At 67.0% G+C, this 17387-nt stretch carries 15 protein-coding genes, 1 tRNA gene and 1 pseudogene; 14 read left to right on the top strand and 3 right to left on the bottom strand.

Features of this window, described 5'->3' with window-relative positions; all coding sequences use genetic code 11:
* The 10 genes from fdh3B (at window position 1) to FVQ98_RS14230 (ending at window position 11900) form a co-directional block, all read left to right on the top strand.
* Window positions 1-624 (top strand): formate dehydrogenase FDH3 subunit beta, encoded by a 624-nt coding sequence (gene fdh3B, locus FVQ98_RS14275; protein WP_147914125.1) that lies wholly within the window; start codon window positions 1-3, stop codon window positions 622-624.
* Complete coding sequence (locus FVQ98_RS14270) at window positions 621-860, top strand: hypothetical protein (protein WP_147914124.1); 240 nt, start codon at window positions 621-623, stop codon at window positions 858-860. The genes fdh3B and FVQ98_RS14270 overlap by 4 nt, the downstream gene beginning before the upstream one ends.
* A gap of 19 nt (window positions 861-879) precedes the next feature.
* Complete coding sequence (locus tag FVQ98_RS14265; RefSeq protein WP_147914196.1) at window positions 880-2112, top strand: formate dehydrogenase subunit gamma; 1233 nt, start codon at window positions 880-882, stop codon at window positions 2110-2112.
* A gap of 14 nt (window positions 2113-2126) precedes the next feature.
* Window positions 2127-2561, top strand: a complete 435-nt coding sequence (locus FVQ98_RS14260; RefSeq protein WP_255507793.1) for a hypothetical protein — start codon at window positions 2127-2129, stop codon at window positions 2559-2561.
* Between the two features lie 89 nt (window positions 2562-2650).
* The gene (locus FVQ98_RS14255) at window positions 2651-3508 is read left to right on the top strand and encodes a formate dehydrogenase accessory sulfurtransferase FdhD (protein ID WP_147914123.1); all 858 of its coding nucleotides are present in this window, start codon (window positions 2651-2653) and stop codon (window positions 3506-3508) included.
* A gap of 111 nt (window positions 3509-3619) precedes the next feature.
* Window positions 3620-6142 (top strand): ABC transporter permease, encoded by a 2523-nt coding sequence (locus tag FVQ98_RS14250; protein ID WP_147914122.1) that lies wholly within the window; start codon window positions 3620-3622, stop codon window positions 6140-6142.
* A gap of 385 nt (window positions 6143-6527) precedes the next feature.
* Window positions 6528-8651, top strand: a complete 2124-nt coding sequence (locus FVQ98_RS14245) for a bifunctional 2',3'-cyclic-nucleotide 2'-phosphodiesterase/3'-nucleotidase (RefSeq protein WP_370512965.1) — start codon at window positions 6528-6530, stop codon at window positions 8649-8651.
* A 266-nt stretch (window positions 8652-8917) separates the two neighbouring features.
* On the top strand, window positions 8918-10138 hold the full coding sequence (locus FVQ98_RS14240) for a patatin-like phospholipase family protein (RefSeq protein ID WP_370512964.1): 1221 nt from the start codon (window positions 8918-8920) through the stop codon (window positions 10136-10138).
* Window positions 10139-10246: 108 nt separating this feature from the next.
* Entirely contained in the window at window positions 10247-10657 is a 411-nt protein-coding gene (locus FVQ98_RS14235; RefSeq protein WP_255507792.1) for a group II truncated hemoglobin, read from the top strand.
* Complete coding sequence (locus tag FVQ98_RS14230; protein WP_255507791.1) at window positions 10647-11900, top strand: MFS transporter; 1254 nt, start codon at window positions 10647-10649, stop codon at window positions 11898-11900. The genes FVQ98_RS14235 and FVQ98_RS14230 overlap by 11 nt, the downstream gene beginning before the upstream one ends.
* A 66-nt stretch (window positions 11901-11966) precedes the next feature.
* Here FVQ98_RS14230 and FVQ98_RS14225 read toward each other — a convergent pair whose 3' ends face one another.
* Window positions 11967-12566: a Smr/MutS family protein gene (locus FVQ98_RS14225; protein ID WP_147914194.1), complete on the bottom strand. Its 600-nt coding sequence runs from the start codon at window positions 12564-12566 to the stop codon at window positions 11967-11969.
* Between the two features lie 41 nt (window positions 12567-12607).
* Window positions 12608-13285 (bottom strand): RadC family protein, encoded by a 678-nt coding sequence (gene radC, locus FVQ98_RS14220; RefSeq protein WP_147914118.1) that lies wholly within the window; start codon window positions 13283-13285, stop codon window positions 12608-12610.
* Between the two features lie 56 nt (window positions 13286-13341).
* Between radC and FVQ98_RS14215 the strand changes: the two genes are divergently transcribed.
* From FVQ98_RS14215 to FVQ98_RS14200, 4 genes are all read left to right on the top strand, one after another.
* The gene (locus FVQ98_RS14215) at window positions 13342-13785 is read left to right on the top strand and encodes an FKBP-type peptidyl-prolyl cis-trans isomerase (RefSeq protein WP_147914117.1); all 444 of its coding nucleotides are present in this window, start codon (window positions 13342-13344) and stop codon (window positions 13783-13785) included.
* An 89-nt stretch (window positions 13786-13874) separates the two neighbouring features.
* A complete protein-coding gene (gene ispH / locus FVQ98_RS14210; protein WP_147914193.1) occupies window positions 13875-14855 on the top strand; it encodes a 4-hydroxy-3-methylbut-2-enyl diphosphate reductase in 981 nt (326 codons plus the stop codon).
* Window positions 14856-15090: 235 nt separating this feature from the next.
* Window positions 15091-16440 (top strand): serine--tRNA ligase, encoded by a 1350-nt coding sequence (gene serS, locus FVQ98_RS14205; RefSeq protein WP_147914116.1) that lies wholly within the window; start codon window positions 15091-15093, stop codon window positions 16438-16440.
* A 78-nt stretch (window positions 16441-16518) separates the two neighbouring features.
* A tRNA-Ser gene (locus FVQ98_RS14200) sits at window positions 16519-16608 on the top strand.
* Between the two features lie 571 nt (window positions 16609-17179).
* Here FVQ98_RS14200 and FVQ98_RS14195 read toward each other — a convergent pair.
* Window positions 17180-17287: pseudogene (locus tag FVQ98_RS14195) on the bottom strand (IS481 family transposase); the annotation flags it as partial.
* Window positions 17288-17387 lie beyond the last annotated feature (100 nt).

The following is a 17387-nucleotide window of genomic DNA, read 5'->3' as shown; positions in this document are numbered from 1 at the left end:
ATGGCAAGAATGAAATTCATCTGTGACGCCGAGCGCTGCATCGAGTGCAACGGCTGCGTCACCGCCTGCAAGAACGAGAACGAGGTGCCGTGGGGCGTGAACCGCCGTCGCGTGGTGACCCTCAACGATGGCGTGCCGGGCGAGAAATCGATCTCGGTGGCCTGCATGCACTGCTCGGACGCGCCCTGCATGGCGGTCTGTCCGGTCAACTGCTTCTACCGCACCGATGAAGGCGTGGTGCTGCACGACAAGGACGTCTGCATTGGCTGCGGCTATTGCAGTTACGCCTGTCCGTTCGGCGCGCCGCAGTTCCCGAGCAAGGGCGAGTGGGGCGTACGCGGCAAGATGGACAAGTGCACGTTCTGCGCCGGTGGCCCTGAAAAGAACGGTAGCCAGGCCGAGTTCGAGAAGTACGGCCGCAACCGTCTGGCCGAAGGCAAGCTGCCGGCCTGTGCCGAGATGTGCTCGACCAAGGCGCTGTTGGCCGGCGATGGCGACATGGTGGCCGACATCTTCCGTACCCGCGTCGTCGCACGCGGCAAGGGCGCTGAAGTCTGGGGCTGGGGCACGGCCTACGGCAACCAGCATCAGAACCGCGAGCGCACGCAAGGAGGCAAGTCATGAGCCGTCCCTGGGTTTGGATCGCCGCTGCGGCGGTCGTCGCGCTGGCCGCCTGCGGCGAGAAGCCGCAGGACAACCGCTCCGGCGCCAAGCTGGACCAGCCAGCGTTCGATGGCACCGGCGTGGCCGCGTTCACCGCGCCCGGCTGGAAGCCGGGTGACGTCAACAGCTGGCAGCAGGAACTGCGCGCCCGCGGCCAATATGGTCAGAACGACTACACGCGCGTCGTGAAGCCCTGATCGGAGGAAAGCCATGAGAATGCTCTCGCTCCTGCGCGCAGCCTTGCTGAGCCTTGGGTGCGTGGGCGCGGCGTGGGCGCAAAGCGCGCCTGAGGCAGCGTCTGCACCGGCGGCGGCACCGGCTGTCGAAAGTGCGGCACCCGCATCGACGCCAGCGACCGCCGCAGCACCCGCCATGCCCGGCGTGAAAAGCGCCAACATCTTCGAGATCGGACCGGATGCCGCAGCCGATCCCGGTTACGCGAACCAGACCAACGGCGAGCGCAACCGCGTGCAACCCGGCAACAACGCGCCCATGTGGCGCGCGGTCGGCGGTGGGGTCACCGGCTACAGCAGCCTGCCGAAATCCGAAGCGCCCGAAGCGGGCAACCTGATCCAGCCGATGGTGCAGTACCCCGGTTCGCGGTTCACCAGCGCGGGCGAGGCCTGGCGACAGGTGCGCAACCACTGGCTGTTGCCCTACGGCGCGGCGTTGCTGGGCATCGTGGTGCTGGCCCTGGCCATCCTGTTCTTCACCTCGGGGCCGCTGGGCCACAAGGAGCCCAAAGACACGGCACGCCCGATCGAGCGCTTCACGCCGTTCGAGCGCGCCGCGCACTGGGTCAACGCCGCTGCGTTTGTGGCGCTGGCGATCTCGGGCCTGACCATGGCGTTCGGCAAGTTCTTTCTTCAGCCGGTGCTCGGCCTGCATCTGGCCGGCTGGCTGACCTATGCGCTGAAGTACGTGCACAACTTTGTCGGGCCAGCGTTCGCCGTATCGCTGCTGGTGGTGATCCTGACCTTCATCAAGGACAACTTCGCCAGCCTGGCCGACTTCACCTGGCTGCGCAAGCTGGGCGGCATGTTCTCCCACGAGCAGGTGCCGTCGCACCGTTTCAACGCCGGCGAGAAGGGCATTTTCTGGTGGGCCGTGACCATTCCCGGCCTGATCGTCGTGGCGTCGGGCCTGGTGCTGAACAAGCTGGTGCCGGGGCTGGAATACCTGCGCGGCGACATGCAGATCGCCCACATGATCCACCTGACCGCCGGCCTGTTCATGATGGCGCTGATGATCGGGCACATCTACATGGGCACCGTGGGCATGTACGGCGCCTATTCCGCCATGAAGACCGGCTACGTGAGTGAGGAATGGGCGCGTGAGCACCACCAGCTCTGGTACGACGACATCGTTGCCGGCAAGATCCCCGCGCAGCGCTCGGGTCAGAGTGCGCCGGACCCGGTGCCGCCGACGCCTGCCGGATCGACGACTTGAAGGAAGCAGTAGCCATGACCAAGTACCTCGCCGCGATCGCTGCCACGGCCTTGTGCGCCAGTGCGTGGGCCAAGTTGCCCGCGCCCACACCCGAGGCCAAGGCCAAGGCGGCCGAAGCCGCCGCCAAGTCCGCCTGGCAGGCCAAGGTGGACGGCTTTCAGCTGTGCAATGCCCAGGACCGCGTGGCGGCCAAGTACCGCGCCGGTGCGGCGGCCGCCGGCAAGACTGTGCAGCCGGCCCTGACCACACCGCCGTGTACCGACCCCGGTCCTTTCGTTTACACGCCGGAAGCGCCGAAGCCGCTGGAAGCGGCCGGTGCGCACTCGTCGGCGGCGGCGGTCGGCACGCCTCCCGTCACCACGCCGCAGACGCAGGCCGAGGTGGCCAACGCGGCGTCTGCGCCGGCCAGCGTGGCTCCTCCCGCGTCCGCGTCATCCACCACCAAGTGAGCCGCGTTCGGCGCTAGACTGCGACCCATCCGCACCGTCAGGCCGCGTCGGCATTGCCGGGGCGGCCTGTCATTTTGTGGCCAGCACGCATGTCACCGAATTCCCGATTGCCTCACCTGAGCCACGCGCGATCCCTGCTGACGCAGGACATCCGCGCCGTCAATGAACGGGGTGAGGAGCAGGACGCCTCGATCCCCGCCGAACGCGCCCTGACCGTCTACGTCGACAAGCGTGAACTGGTCACGCTGATGACGCTGGGCGCGCACCCCGAATGGCTGGTGCTGGGCTACCTGCGCAACCAGCACCTGGTGGCTTCGCTGGACGACATCGCATCCATCACCGTCGACTGGGAGGTGGGCGCCGCCGCCGTCAAAACGCGCGGCGGCATCGAACACATCGAAGAGCGCACCGCCAAGCGGGTGGTGACCACGGGCTGCGGGCAAGGCAGCGTGTTTGGCGACCTGATGGCCAACGTCGACCAGATCTGCCTGGGCGATGCGCGGCTGACGCAGACCACGCTGTACGCGGTGCTGAACGCCATCCGCCTGCAGGAAAGCACCTACAAGTCGGCCGGCTCGGTGCATGCGTGCGCGCTGTTCCAGGGCGATCAGATGCTGCTCTTCGTCGAAGACGTAGGCCGCCACAACGCCATCGACACCATCGCTGGCTGGATGTGGCTGCAGCCGCCGGCGGTGCAGCAGGGCGGCGACAAGCTGTTCTACACCACCGGCCGGCTGACCAGCGAGATGGTCATCAAGTCGGCGCAGATGGGCGTGCCCCTGGTCGTCTCGCGCAGCGGGATCACGCAGATGGGGCTGGAAGTCGCCCAGCGCCTGGGTCTGTGCGCCATCGGGCGGGCCATCAACAAGCGCTTTCTTTGCTACAGCGCACCTGAGCGCTTGGTGTGGGACGCGGTACCCGCCCACGATGCACTATTGAAAGAGTAGCTGCTTGCGCAGGTGGGTGTAGGGCAGAAGCGCTGTTTTATTCAAAATTCTGCCGGCCAGCCGAGCCCATTCCATGGCCATGCCCCAGCCGGCTTGCGCTAAGGTGCGTGCATGAACATTTCCTTGTGGACCCTGGGCTGGCGCACGCTGTGGCGCGACCTGCGTTCGGGCGAGTTGCGCCTGGTCATGGTCGCCGTCACGCTGGCCGTGGCTGCGCTGACGGCGGTCGGCTTTTTCTCCGACCGGCTGCAAGGCGGTCTGCAGCGCGACGCGCGCCAGCTGCTGGGCGGCGACGCCGTCATCGTCAGCGACAACGCGCCCACCCCGCAATGGGCCGCGCAGGCGCGCACCCTGGGCCTGCAAACGGCGCAGACGCTCAGCTTCCCCACCATGGGCCGCGCGGCGGATGCGCAAGGCGGCGCGACCCGGCTCGTTGCGCTCAAGGCTGTCGGGGCCGGTTACCCGCTGCGTGGCCAGGTGCGGCTGACGCAGGCCACGGGCGACCTGGTCGGCACACCGGTCAGCACCATTCCGCAACCCAAGCAGGCCTGGGTCGATGCCGCGTTGCTGGAGGCACTGGGCCTGAAGCTGGGCGACAGCGTGCTGCTGGGCGACACCGACTTCCGCATCGGCCAATTGATCGCGCAGGAGCCGGACCGAGGCTCCGGCTTCATGAGCTTCGCGCCGCGGGTGCTGATCAACGAGGCCGACTTGCCCGCCACGGGCCTCGTGCAGCCCGCCAGCCGCATCACCTGGCGCCTGGCCGTGGCCGGCGCGCCCGAGGCCGTCAAGCGTTATCAGACCTGGGCCGAGGCCGAGCTGAAAAAGCCTGAGGTGCACGGCGTGCGGCTGGAATCGCTGGAAAGCGGCCGCCCCGAAATGCGCCAGACGCTGGACCGGGCCGAGAAATTCCTCAACTTGGTCGCGCTGCTGGCGGCGTTGCTGTCGGCGGTGGCGGTGGCGCTGGCTGCGCGCGGCTTTGCGGCGCGGCACCTGGACGACTGCGCCATGCTGCGTGTGCTCGGCCTGCCGCAGCGCGCCATCGCGGGTGCGTACACGGTCGAATTCCTGCTGATCGGCCTGGCGGCCAGCCTGCTGGGCGTGCTGATCGGCTTTGCGGTGCATTACGTCTTCGTATGGCTGCTGGCAGGGCTGGTCGAAGCTGCGTTGCCCGGTGCCAGCTTCTGGCCGGTGCTGTTCGGCGTGGGCATCGGGCTCACGCTGCTGATGGCGTTCGGCCTGCCGCCGGTGCTGCAGCTGGCGCAAGTGCCTCCGCTGCGCGTGATCCGGCGCGACGTTGGCGGGCTGAAGGCCGCATCGCTTGCCGTGCTGGGCCTGGGCGTGGCGGGCTTTGCCGCCCTGCTGTTGGCCGTCAGCGCTGACCTGAAGCTGGGGCTGATCGCCGTGGGCGGCTTTGCCGGCGCGGTGGCGGTGTTTGCCGCGCTGTCCTGGGTCGCCGTCAAACTGCTGCGTCGCGTTGTGAATGAAGCGCGCGCCCCGCGCTGGCTGGCACTGGCCACGCGCCAGATTTCGGCACGGCCGGCGTATGCGGTGGTGCAGGTCAGCAGCCTGGCCGTGGGCTTGCTGGCGCTGGTGCTGCTGGTGCTGCTGCGCACCGACCTGATCAGCAGCTGGCGCGCCGCCACGCCGGCCGACGCGCCCAACCGCTTCGTCATCAACGTCATGCCCGACCAGAGCGAGGCCTTCCGCGCCGCGCTGGACAAGGCCGGCGTGCAGCGGCTCAACTGGTACCCGATGTTCCGTGGGCGGCTGGTGGCGGTGAACGGGCGCGCCGTCTCGATGGACGACTACGCCGAGGAGCGCGCCAAGCGCCTGGTCGACCGCGAGTTCAACCTGTCCAACGCGGCCGAAGCGCCGCCACACAACGAGGTCGTCGGCGGCCGCTGGCAGCCGGGCGAGGCCGATGCCGTCAGCGTAGAAGAAGGCTTGGCCACGACGCTCGGCCTGAAGCTGGGCGACCGCATGCGCTTCGACGTCGGCGGCATGCCGCTCGAAGGCCGAATCACCTCCCTGCGCAAGGTGGACTGGGCGTCGATGCACGTCAACTTCTTCGTCATGTTCCCGCAGGCGGCCATGGCCGATCTGCCCGTGACCTACATCGCGGCCTACCGCGCGCCGAACCAACCGGGCTTCGACAACGCGCTGGTGCGCGACTTCCCCAACATCACCAACGTGGACATGAGCGCCACCATCGCCCAGGTCCAGCGCGTGCTGGACCAGGTGATCCGCGCGGTGGAATTTCTCTTCGGCTTCACCCTGGTGGCGGGCCTCATCGTGCTGTTTGCCGCCGTCAGCGCCACGCGCGAGGAACGCGCACGCGAATTTGCCATCATGCGCGCGGTGGGCGCCAGCAGCCAACTGCTGCGTCAGGTGCAGCGGGCCGAGCTGGTCGGCGTCGGCCTGCTGGCCGGCTTTCTGGCCAGCGTGGTCGCGGTGGCCGTGGGCTGGGCCATGGCGCGCTACGCCTTCGACTTTGAATGGCACGCCTCGCCCTGGGTGCCGCTGGCCGGCAGCGTGGTTGGCGCGGTGCTGGCGCTGGGCGCCGGTTGGTGGGGGCTACGCGAGGTGTTGCGCCGGCCGGTGGTGGAAACCCTCCGGCAAGCCGCGGAATAGCCGGCGGCGCCCCAGCTGCGATCACTGGGGCGCCGTGCGCGGTGTGGCGTGTTCGCACCCTGGCGGGAGTCGGCGCCCTGACCCTCCCGGGCACGCCGCGGCTCGCCAAGCCGGGTTGTTCTGTTCAGCCCATCTGAAGCTAACGAATAAATAGCTATGCGCGTAGGTGGTTGTAGGGCGAACGCTGTTTTTATTTCCAATCGCTTTTAGAGGCGCGTGAGGGTGGCCGCGCCGACGCGCGCCATTCGGTGCAGAAGCAAGACCGCAGACCAGCGCCTCGACGCACGTGTCATCACCGGTTACACGGTCGCTGCGCCGTTTCAACGCGCTGTCACATGGCCCGTCCAGCATCCTGCGGTTGCTTCAAACCATGGATGCGTGTCGCATGTCACAGCTGATTTCTTTTTCTCTCGGCCGTCTCGCGCTGGCCAGCCTGCTGGCCATTGGCCTCGTTGCGTGTGGCGGCAGTGACGACGACGATTCGTCCGGCTCGTCCCAGAACGCCACGGCGCAGCTGGCGCTGCTGGAAACGACCGACCTGCACTACTACGCGCGCAGCTACAACTACTACTCGGACAAGGCCGACAACACCGTTGGCCTGGAGCGCACCGCCACGTTGATTCACCAGGCGCGCCAGGAGTTCGCCAACACGCTGCTGGTCGACAACGGCGACACCATCCAGGGCACGGTGCTGGGCACGTACGAGGCGCAGGTCGCGCCGATTCCCGCCTCGCAGCAGCTGACGATGTACAAGGCGATGGCCACGCTGAAGTACGACGCGGGCACGCTGGGCAACCACGAATTCAACTTCGGGCTGCCGTACCTCAGCCAGATCCTGGGCGGCGGCCTGGATGTGGCCGGTGTCGATCCGAAGATCGGCAGCAAGGACAAAGGCCCGGGCTTTCCCATCGTCACGGCCAACGTCACCAGCCTGAAGTCGGGCAAGCCGCTGGTCGACCCCTACGTCATCCTGGAGCGCAAGCTGACCGTGACCCAGGCCGACGGCAAGCCCGGCACGCTGCCGATCAAGATCGGCGTGATCGGCATCACCACGCCCGGCATCTTGAACTGGGACAAGGACAAATTGGACGGTAAGGTCAGCACGCAGGACGGGGTGGAAACCGCCAGGAAATACGTGCCCGAGGTGCGTGCCAAGGGCGCTGACCTGGTCTTCGTACTGCTGCACGGCGGCATGAGCGCCAACGGCTATTCGCAGGGCATGGAGAACCCGGGCTTCTACATCACCAAGGACGTGCCAGGCATCGACGGCATCGTCATGGGGCATGAGCACAACACCTTCCCCGACCGCGGCGCTACACCGGCCTACAAGTTCGCGGGTGCCGACAACGCCAAGGGCGCCGTCAATGGCGTGCCGGCCGTCATGGCCAGCTCGTGGGGCAAGGCGCTGGGCGTCATCAACTACGCGCTGCAGTGGAACGCCGGCACCAAGAAGTGGTCGATCGACCGCGCCAAGACCGACGTGCAGGTGCGTACCACCCAGACCGGGCAGGGCCAGTTCGTCGCCCCGGACGCGGCCGTGGTCGCCGCCGTGCAGGCATTGCACGACAAGACCCGCGCCTACGTCGCCTCGCCCATCGGCAGCAGCGACTTTCGCCTGAGCTCGCTGTTCGCCGACGTGGGCGACGTGGGCGCGCTGCAGATCGTCAACCAGGCGCAGCAGGACCACGTGGCGCGCTACGTGCAGGCCAACCTGCCGCAGTACAAGGACCTGCCGGTGCTGTCCGTCACCGCGCCGTTCAAGGCCGGCTACGGCAACGCCAGTGATTACACCGACGTTAAGGCCGGTCAGCTGACGGTGGCCGCCGCGGCCGACCTGTACCTGTACGACAACAACACCATCAACGCTGTCAAGGTCAACGGCGCGCAGATCAAGCTGTGGTTGGAGAACGCGGCCAACCGCTTCAACCGGATCGACCCGGCCAAGACCGAGGACCAGTGGCTGATCAACGACAGCAAGACCGGCGTGCAACCCGGCAGCGCCTTCCCGGGCTACAACTTCGACGTGTTCACCTCGCCCGACATCGCGTACGAGATCGACGTGACCAAGCCGAAGTACAACGTCAACCAGCCGGTGGCGGGCGAAGAGCGCATCAGAAACCTGACCTACAAGGGCCAGCCGATCGACCCGGCACAGCAATTCATCGTCGCTACCAACAACTACCGTGCCAACAGCAGCGCGCCCTACATCCTGGGCACGGGCAAGACCTTCGACATCGTCTGGGCTTCGCCCGACGCCAACCGCGAGGTGGTGCTGAACTTCGCCAAGGCCAGCAAGAACGTCACGCGCGCGGCCAACGGCAGCACCAGCAGCTGGCGTTTCGCCAAGGCCACGACGGCGGGCAAGGTGCTGTTCAAGTCCGGCAAGGCCGAGTTGCAGGTGGCGCAGGACGCAGGCCTGGCCAACATCAGCTTGGACAAGGCCGACGACACCGGCATCAACGGCGGCACCGGCAGCTATTCGGTGTACCGGATCGACCTGGGCAAGTGAGCTCGCGCGGGCGCGGCTGGAACGGCTGCGCCGTGCGTTGGCTGCCCGGGAAGCTGCGGACGCACGACGTCGGCAGCTTGCGTTGAACTTTGTCGCGCTACAAAAAAAGAAGCTGTCTGCGCAGATGGATGTAGCGCGACAGCCGATTTTTGCTTGAAATCAGGTCACGGCCTGGGCAACCAGCGGTAGAGGGGCGTTGCCCCCAAATTAGAGTCCGCACTCTGTAGGTCGGGACCGCGTCCGCGACCAACGGGGCGGGCAGCGTCATGGTGCTGTGGTTCACTTGGCGGATGGCCGATTCGGACAACACCAAGACGCTGCAACTGGCCCTGCAAGGCGGCGGCGCGCACGGTGCGTTCACCTGGGGCGTGCTCGATACCTTGCTGCTGGACGGGCGCGTGCGCTTTGGCGCCATCAGCGGCACCAGTGCAGGCGCCGTCAACGCCGTCGCACTGGCGCACGGCTGGGCCACGGCGCTGGCCGCGGGTGACGACCCGGCCGAAGGCGCGCGCGCGGCGCTGGCGCACGTGTGGCGCAAAGTGATGGGCATGGGCGCGATGAGCGAGAGCGCCTCGCGTATGGCGCGGCTCGTGATGGGCGCGCTGCCCAGCGCGTGGGGACGCTTTTCGCCCTACCAGACCAACCCGCTGGACATCAACCCGCTGCGCCAGCTGATCGCCGAGACGATCGACTTCGACCGGATTGGCCGGCTCAAGTCGCCGCGCGTGTTTGTCGCCGCGACCGACGTCGAGACGGGGCGCGCCGCCATCTTCAGCGGCCGGCGCCTGACGGCGCAGGCGGTGATGGCGTCGGCCTGTCTGCCGCAGCTGTTTCAGGCGCCGGAGATCAACGGCAAGCTGTACTGGGACGGCGGTTACGCCAGCAACCCGGCACTGGGCCCGTTGGTGGAATCGGGTGAAAGCCAGGACATCCTGCTGGTGCAGATCAACCCGTTGCGCCGCCCGGGCAAGCCCACCACCATGGCCGAGATCACCGACCGCGTGAACGACCTGACCTTCAACGCCAGTCTGATCGCCCAGATGCGCACCATTGCCTTGGTCAATGAAATGGTGGCCAGCGGCATCGCGCGCCCGGGCCTCAAGCCGATCCACGTGCACCGCATCGACGGTGGCAAGGTGCTGGCCGACATGCCCGCGGCCAGCAAGATCACGCCCCAACCGGCCACGCTGGAGCAGCTGTTCGCCATCGGCCAGGAAAGCGCCACGCGGTGGCTGCGCAAGCACTTGGACGCGGTGGGCGAGCGCAGCACCGTCCACCTGCACCGCGACTACGGCGATCCGCTGAAACTGGACTTCGAGATGCCCGATGAGGAGTCTGAAGCGCCCGTTGCCGAGCCTGTCGAGCCGGCGCCCGATCTGACACGCTTTCGCTGGACGCCAGAAGCCCAGGCCGACGCCGCGCGCGAGGCCGATGCGGCCACGCAGGCCGCCTCCAGCGCACATGGGCCCCGCGGTGACGGTGGCTAAGACCGCGCGGCGGGCAAGGACGCGCCCGACGCCTAGAATGAAGGCTTTGCGCACATGCTATGCATTGAGTAGCTGATTGCGCTGATCCATCAAGGGCTGGAGGCGGATTTGTCTGAGGAAATTGGTGCAGCGACAGAGCAGCTCACGCCGTTCGAGCAGATCGGCGGCGAGCCCGCCGTGCACGCGCTGGTCGAGCGCTTTTACGACCTGATGGACCTGGAGCCCGGCTACGCCGCGCTGCGTGCCACGCACGGCAGCACGCTGGCCGATGCGCGGCAAAAGCTGTTCTGGTTTCTGTGCGGCTGGCTGGGCGGGCCCGACCACTATGTCGAGCGCTTCGGCCACCCGCGCCTGCGCATGCGGCACATGCCGTTTTCCATTGGCGTGCTGGAGCGCGACCAGTGGCTGGCCTGCATGGACCAAGCCATGGGCGAAACCGATGTGCCCGCGCCGCTGCGCGAACGGCTGCGCGGCAGCTTCTTCCAGACGGCGGACTGGATGCGCAACCGTGGCGTCTGAGGCGCCCGCCGCCGCGCCGGCAGCGCCCAGTGCGCTGTGGACCCTGATCGTCACCACCGCCATCCAGGCCATCGCGTCGATGGGCATGTTCACGCTGCCCGCCATGGCGCCCGCGGCGGCCGGCGCGCTGGGCGTGTCGAGCGCACTGGTGGGCGTCTACGTCGCGCTGTGCTATCTGGCGGCGATGGTCTTCAGCCTGCTGGGCGGGCCGATGGTGCAGCGCATGGGCGCCATCCGCGCCAGCCAGGTCGGGCTGTTGATGAGCACGGCAGGCCTGCTGCTCAGCGCCAGCGGCTGGCTGCCGCTGCTGGTGCCGGGCGCGCTCCTGCTGGGCGCGGGCTACGGGCCGATCAACCCGGGCAGTTCGCACCTGCTGGCGCGCACCACGCCCGCGCACCGCATGTCGCTGGTGTTTTCCATCAAGCAGACGGGCGTGCCGCTGGGCGGCATGCTGGCCGGTGCGCTGGTGCCGGGCTCGGCGCTGGCGGCAGGCTGGCAGATGACGCTGGTCTTCGTGGCGCTGGCCTGCGCTGGCTGTGCGCTGCTGGCGCAGCCGTTGCGCGCACCGCTCGATACCGACCGGCAACCCGGCCGCCCGCTGGTGCTGGCCACGCTGTTCGAGCCGCTGCGCCTGGTGGCGCGCCACCGCTCGCTGACGGTGTTGGCGGCGGTGTCGTTCCTGTATTCGGCGGTGCAGATTTCGACCACGTCCTACCTCGTCACCTACCTGCACGACGTGCTGGGCATGACGCTCCTCGCCGCCGGTGCCGCGCTGGCGGTGGCGCAGTTCGCGGGGGTGTTCGCACGCGTCGGCTGGGGTGTGGTGGCCGACCGCGGCCTGGGCCCGCGCAACACGTTGATCCTGCTGTCGGCGTTGATGACGCTCAGCTGCGTGGGTGTGGCCGTGCTGCAAACCGGGTGGCCCACGCTGGCAGTGTGGGCCGTGGTGGCGCTGCTGGGCGCATCAGGCATCGGCTGGAACGGCGTGTACCTGGCGGCAGTGGCGCGCCAGGCGCCGCCCGGGCAGGCCAGCGTGGCCACCGGCGGCACGCTGATGTTCACCTTCTTCGGGGTGGTGGCCGGCGCGCCCGCCTTCGGCGCGATGGCCTCGGCCACCGGCAGCTACCGCATCGCCTTCGCCGCGCTGACCGTGCCGGCCGCGCTGGCGCTGATCCTGCTGATCTGGCGCGCACTTCAGGTGCGGCGAGAAACCTTCATCAAGAACGAAATTGCTCCCAAATAGAGAGCTCTCTGCGCTTGCTGCGCATGGGCTACAGCCACTATTTTCTTGAATGAACGCAGGGACAAGCTACGTCCGCCCAGGACTCGCCAGCAGCACCAGCACGGCGCCCGCACCGCCTTCCAGCGGCTTGGCCTGCACGAAGGCCAGCACCTCCTTTTTCTGGATCAGCCAGCCGTGGACCTTGGCTTTGAGCACCGGTGTGCGCCCGGGCGAGCCCAGGCCCTTGCCGTGCACCACACGCACGCAGCGCACGCCTGCGCGCTGCGCCTCGCGCAGGAACTGGCCCAGCGCCTCGCGTGCTTCGTCGGTGCGCAACCCATGCAGATCGATCTGCCGCTGCACCGCCCAGTGTCCGCGCCGCAGTTTGGCTGTCACGTCCGGGCCAACGCCTGGCCGGCTGTAGCTTAGGTCGCCATCGACGTGCAACAGTGTGCTGGTGTCAAACTCATCGGACAGCGACTCGCGCAACACGGCCTGTTCGTCGATCTGGCGCTGGCGTGGTTCAGGCGGCGTTGCCGCCGGCGTGTGCAGTACGCGGCCGTGGGCGCGCAGCGGCTGGGTAGGACCGACGGCGCGCGCGAACAGGGTCTGTTCGGCACGTGCCTGGCGCTCGGCTTGGGCGCGGCGCGCGGCTTCGGCCGCGGCCTGCTCGCGCGCCTGCGCCATTTGCGCCTTGATCAGCTTCAGGTCCTGCAGTGACCGCGCCTTCACCACGGGCCTTGCTCCGCCATCGACAGCGCCTGGCCTGGCCCCACGATGACGTGGTCCAGCACGCGCACGTCGAGCAGTGCCAGCGCGGTCTTAAGCGTTTGCGTCAGCACCTCGTCGGCGCGGCTGGGCGTGACGCTGCCGCTGGGGTGGTTGTGCGCCAGCACGACGGCCGCGGCGTGGTGGTGCAGGGCGCGCAGGGCGACTTCGCGCGGGTACACGCTGGTTTGGCCCAGCGTGCCGCGAAACAGCTCTTCCAGCGCAATCAGCCGGTGCTGGCTGTCCAGAAACAGCACGGCAAACACCTCGTGCGGGCGCTGGCCCAGGTGCAGCTGCACGTAGTCCTTGACCGCGGTGGGCGATTCGAACACCGGGCGCGTGCGCAGCTGCTCGGCCAGCGCGCGGCGGGCGAGTTCCAGCACCGCCATTAATTCGGCACGTTTGGCGCTGCCGCCCAGGCCCTTGACGCGCTTGAGATCGTTGGCGCTGGCGTGCAGCAGGCCCGCCAGGCCGCTAAAGGCGTCCAACACTTCCTGCGCCATCTGCAAGACCCCGCGCCCCGCCGTGCCGGTGCGCAGCAGCAGCGCCAGCAGCTCGGCATCGGACAGCGCGCCGGGACCGCGCGCGAGCAGCTTCTCGCGCGGGCGCGCGTCGGGCGGAAGGTCTTTCAACGTCATGACCGGGTCAACGCCGGGGGTTTCCTACAATCCGGAGCAGTTTATCTGGGACGTTTATGACCACCGTCGAACCGGGCTCCTTTCTCACGTTGCATTACCGTCTGGCCGGCCCACAGGGCGATGTCGTCAGCACCTTCGGCGGCAAACCGGCCACGCTGACACTGGGTGCGGGTGAGCTGTCGCCCGCCATGGAAGAGCGCCTGATCGGCCTGGAAGAGGGCGCCCACGCCAGCTTTGACCTGCCGGGCGGCGCCGCCTTTGGCGAGCGCAACCCGGACATGGTCCAGTGGTTAGCCCGCCGCGAACTGGACAGCATGGGCGATCCGAACGAGCGGTACGAGATCGGTGACGTGGTGCAACTGCCCACGCCCGACGGCCAAGGCCAGTTTGCCGGCGTGGTGCAGGCCGTGCGCGACGACGGCGCGCTGCGCCTGGACTTCAACCACCCGCTGGCCGGCCAGCCGGTGACGTTTGAAGTGCAGATCATCGGGGTGCTGTGAACATGTCAGACGCGACCAACTTCCCGCCTTCGCCGCCGGACCACCCCAAGGCGAAGGCAGGCCCCGCGGGGGGCAGCGCAGACACGCCAATGCGGAGCGTGGGGGCGGGTGCAGACATTGTTTTGGCCGAGCCGCGCGGCTTCTGCGCCGGCGTGGACCGCGCCATCGAAATCGTCGAACGCGCGCTAGCCAAGTTTGGCGCGCCGATCTACGTGCGCCACGAGATCGTGCACAACACCTACGTCGTCAACGACCTGAAGGCCAAGGGCGCGATCTTCATCGAAGAGCTGGCCGACGTGCCGCCGGGCGCCACGCTGGTGTTCAGCGCGCATGGCGTGCCCAAGGCCGTCGAACGCGAGGCCGAGGCGCGCGGCTTTCAGGTGTTCGATGCGACCTGCCCGCTGGTCAGCAAGGTGCACGTCGAAGTGGCCAAGCTGCGCCGTGAAGGCTACGAATTCATCATGATCGGCCACAAGGGCCACCCCGAGGTTGAAGGCACCATGGGCCAGCTGGACGACGGCATCCACCTGGTCGAAGACGTGGAAGACGTGGCACGGATCCAGCCCGCCCAGGAGGCGCTGCTGGCCGTGGTGACGCAGACCACGCTGAGCGTGGACGACGCAGCCGAGATCACCGCCGCCGTGAAGGCGCGCTTTCCGCAGGTGCGCGAGCCCAAGCAGCAAGACATTTGTTACGCCACCCAGAACCGTCAGGACGCGGTCAAGCTGCTGTCGCCACAGGTCGACGTGGTCATCGTCGTCGGCAGCCCGACCAGCAGCAACAGCAACCGCCTGCGTGAAGTCGCCAAGAAGCTGGGAACCGCCGCCTACATGATCGACAGCGCGGATGAGCTGCAGGCCGAATGGGTCGAAGGTGCGCGCCACATTGGCCTCACGGCGGGCGCGTCGGCCCCAGACATTCTGGTGCGCCAGGTGATCGAGCGGCTGCGCGCGCTGGGCGCGGTGTCGGTCCGGTCGCTCGCGGGGATCGAAGAGACGGTGAAATTCCCTCTGCCGAAAGGCCTGCGCTTGGACGGCGCGGCCGAGGTGAATCTGGAACATCTGCGCTGACGGGCGTGCCTTCGCGCAAGTCACCATGCGCGGCGAAGCGCTATCAATAGAGAAGCTGACCGCGCAATCCCTTGCAGGGCCAGAGGCCGATTTCATTTGAAATTAAGTTGTGTGGGCGTGCGCAGTTGTGCGCAGCTTGCGTGGTCCTGGCGCGCGATGGCGGTTGGCTCGGTAGCCCCGCCTGCGCCCGTGCCGCGCGGCGCGCCCGCCCACGGCGCCACCTACAATTGGCGCCATGCTTGATCCCCTTCTCCTTCGCAAAGACCTGGACCGTGTGGTTGCTGGTCTGCAGGCCCGCAAGAACCCGCAACCCTTCTTGGATGTCACCGCTTTCCAGTCGCTGGAAGCCGAGCGCAAGACGCTGCAGACGCGCACCGAAGAGCTGCAGTCGCAGCGCAATAAGGCGTCCAAGCAGGTAGGCATTGCTATGGGCCAAGCGGCTCGACTACGTGCGACGGAGGATCATGACAATGCGGAATCTCTCATCGAACATGCCAAAAGCGAAGTCACGAAGATAAATCTCGAGTTAGATGTATCTGAGAAGCGGTTGAGCGCGCTGCAGGCCGAGATGAACGACATGTTGCTGAGCGTGCCCAATCTGCCGCACGCCAGCGTGCCCTTGGGGGCCGATGAAAGCGCCAACCAGGAAGTGCGCCGCTGGGCGCCGCATGGCCTGGCGCCGCGCAGTTTCGACTTCCCCATCAAGGACCACGTGGCCCTGGGCGAGCCGCTGGGCTTGGACTTTGAAACCGGCGCTAAGCTCGCCGGCTCGCGCTTCACCTTCATGCGCGGGCCCATCGCCCGCCTGCACCGTGCGCTGGCCCAGTTCATGCTGGACCTGCAGACCCAACAGCACGGCTACACCGAGTGCTACACGCCCTACATCGTCAACGCCGACACCTTGAAGGGCACGGGCCAACTGCCCAAGTTTGCGGCGGATCTGTTCGCCGCCAAGAAGGGTGGCCAGGAAGGCGAGGGCGAAGCGCTGTACCTGATCCCCACGTCCGAAGTCACGCTGACCAGCGTGGTGGCTGGCGAGATCGTGCCCGAGGCAGATCTGCCCATCAAGATGACGGCGCACACGCCGTGCTTCCGCTCCGAAGCCGGCAGCGCCGGGCGCGATACGCGCGGCATGATCCGCCAGCACCAGTTCGACAAGGTCGAGATGGTGCAGATCGCCCACCCCGACCACAGCTACGACGCCCTTGAAGCCATGGTCGGCCACGCCGAAGCCGTGCTGCAGGCGCTGGAGCTGCCCTACCGCGTCGTGCTGCTGTGCACCGGCGACATGGGCTTTGGCGCCACCAAGACCTACGACCTGGAAGTGTGGGTACCCGCGCAAGACACCTACCGCGAGATCAGCTCCGTCAGCAACTGCGAAGCCTTCCAGGCGCGCCGCATGCAGGCGCGCTTCAAGAACGCGGCCGGCAAGAACGAGCTGGTGCACACCCTCAATGGCTCCGGCCTGGCGGTTGGCCGCGCCTTGGTCGCCGTGTTGGAAAACCACCAGAACGCCGATGGCTCGATCAACGTGCCTGCGGCGCTGCGGCCGTACCTGGGTGGCGTCGACGTCCTGCGCGCCTAAGCAGGCTGCAAATTTCCGCCGATCAGCGCAAACGGCGACTGCAAGCCTGCTAGAATCCCCCGTTCGACACGAATTTGCGGAGAGGTGGCAGAGTGGTCGAATGTACCTGACTCGAAATCAGGCGTAGGGGCGACCCTACCGAGGGTTCGAATCCCTCCCTCTCCGCCAGTTGCCCAATGAAATCAATAAGTTAGGAAGATATTTGGGATTTGTCCCACATTGAATCCCACATTAAACAAAGCCACTGTCCGTCACGGGCAGTGGCTTTTTTTCACGGCGTGTGATGGTGCCTAAAGGTCAGACGTCCTCCGATTCCCATTGCGCGCGAAGTCGCCTAATCCGAATGCACCAGTAGCTGTTGCTTTGGGACAGCTCGGCCATCGGCAATAGATCTCGGTGGGACACTCAGTCGAGACGGACGGCAGGGCTGGCCGATTGTCGAAGCGAGGTGAGGTCATTTCTCCGCCCGGCTCAAGGTTGCCGAGAGGCCGAGATTGGGACTGAATATGTTCGCGTTTGCCGCAGATGCGCTTGAGCTAGGAACAGCGTCAAGATCAGGTGCATCGAATAAAGCCGATAGCAGCTCGGCTGACTAGGAATTCGCTTGCGCACTCGTCGATCTCGCGCAGCGTTTTGAGTAAGCACCCGTCCACGAACCGTTCGAGCCGAATAAGTCATCGATTCATACGCGACCAGTTGGTACGACAGAAGTCAGCTGCATGTCCCACCCGCTCAAGTGCTAGGCGTGAAGCGTCAAGAGGTTATTTCTTGATCTGTTAAGTCTGGTCATCGGGGCAACGCCTCTGATACCCTGATGCGGGCGATGTCAGTTGTAGTGATGATTCCAGCGCTGCTGAATCGCCCCGGGATTCGGGGAGGCTGTTTGGTTTAAGTCAGGCCATCACCGCAGTGGCCTGACTGGCGAGTCACCGGTAGTAGTTTGCCTC

Source organism: Ottowia flava, assembly GCF_008017535.1.
In the GTDB taxonomy this organism is placed as follows: Bacteria; Pseudomonadota; Gammaproteobacteria; order Burkholderiales; family Burkholderiaceae_C; genus Ottowia; species Ottowia flava.
Note: the sequence above shows the minus strand (reverse complement) of the source record. Positions and strands in the feature narration are given on the sequence as shown.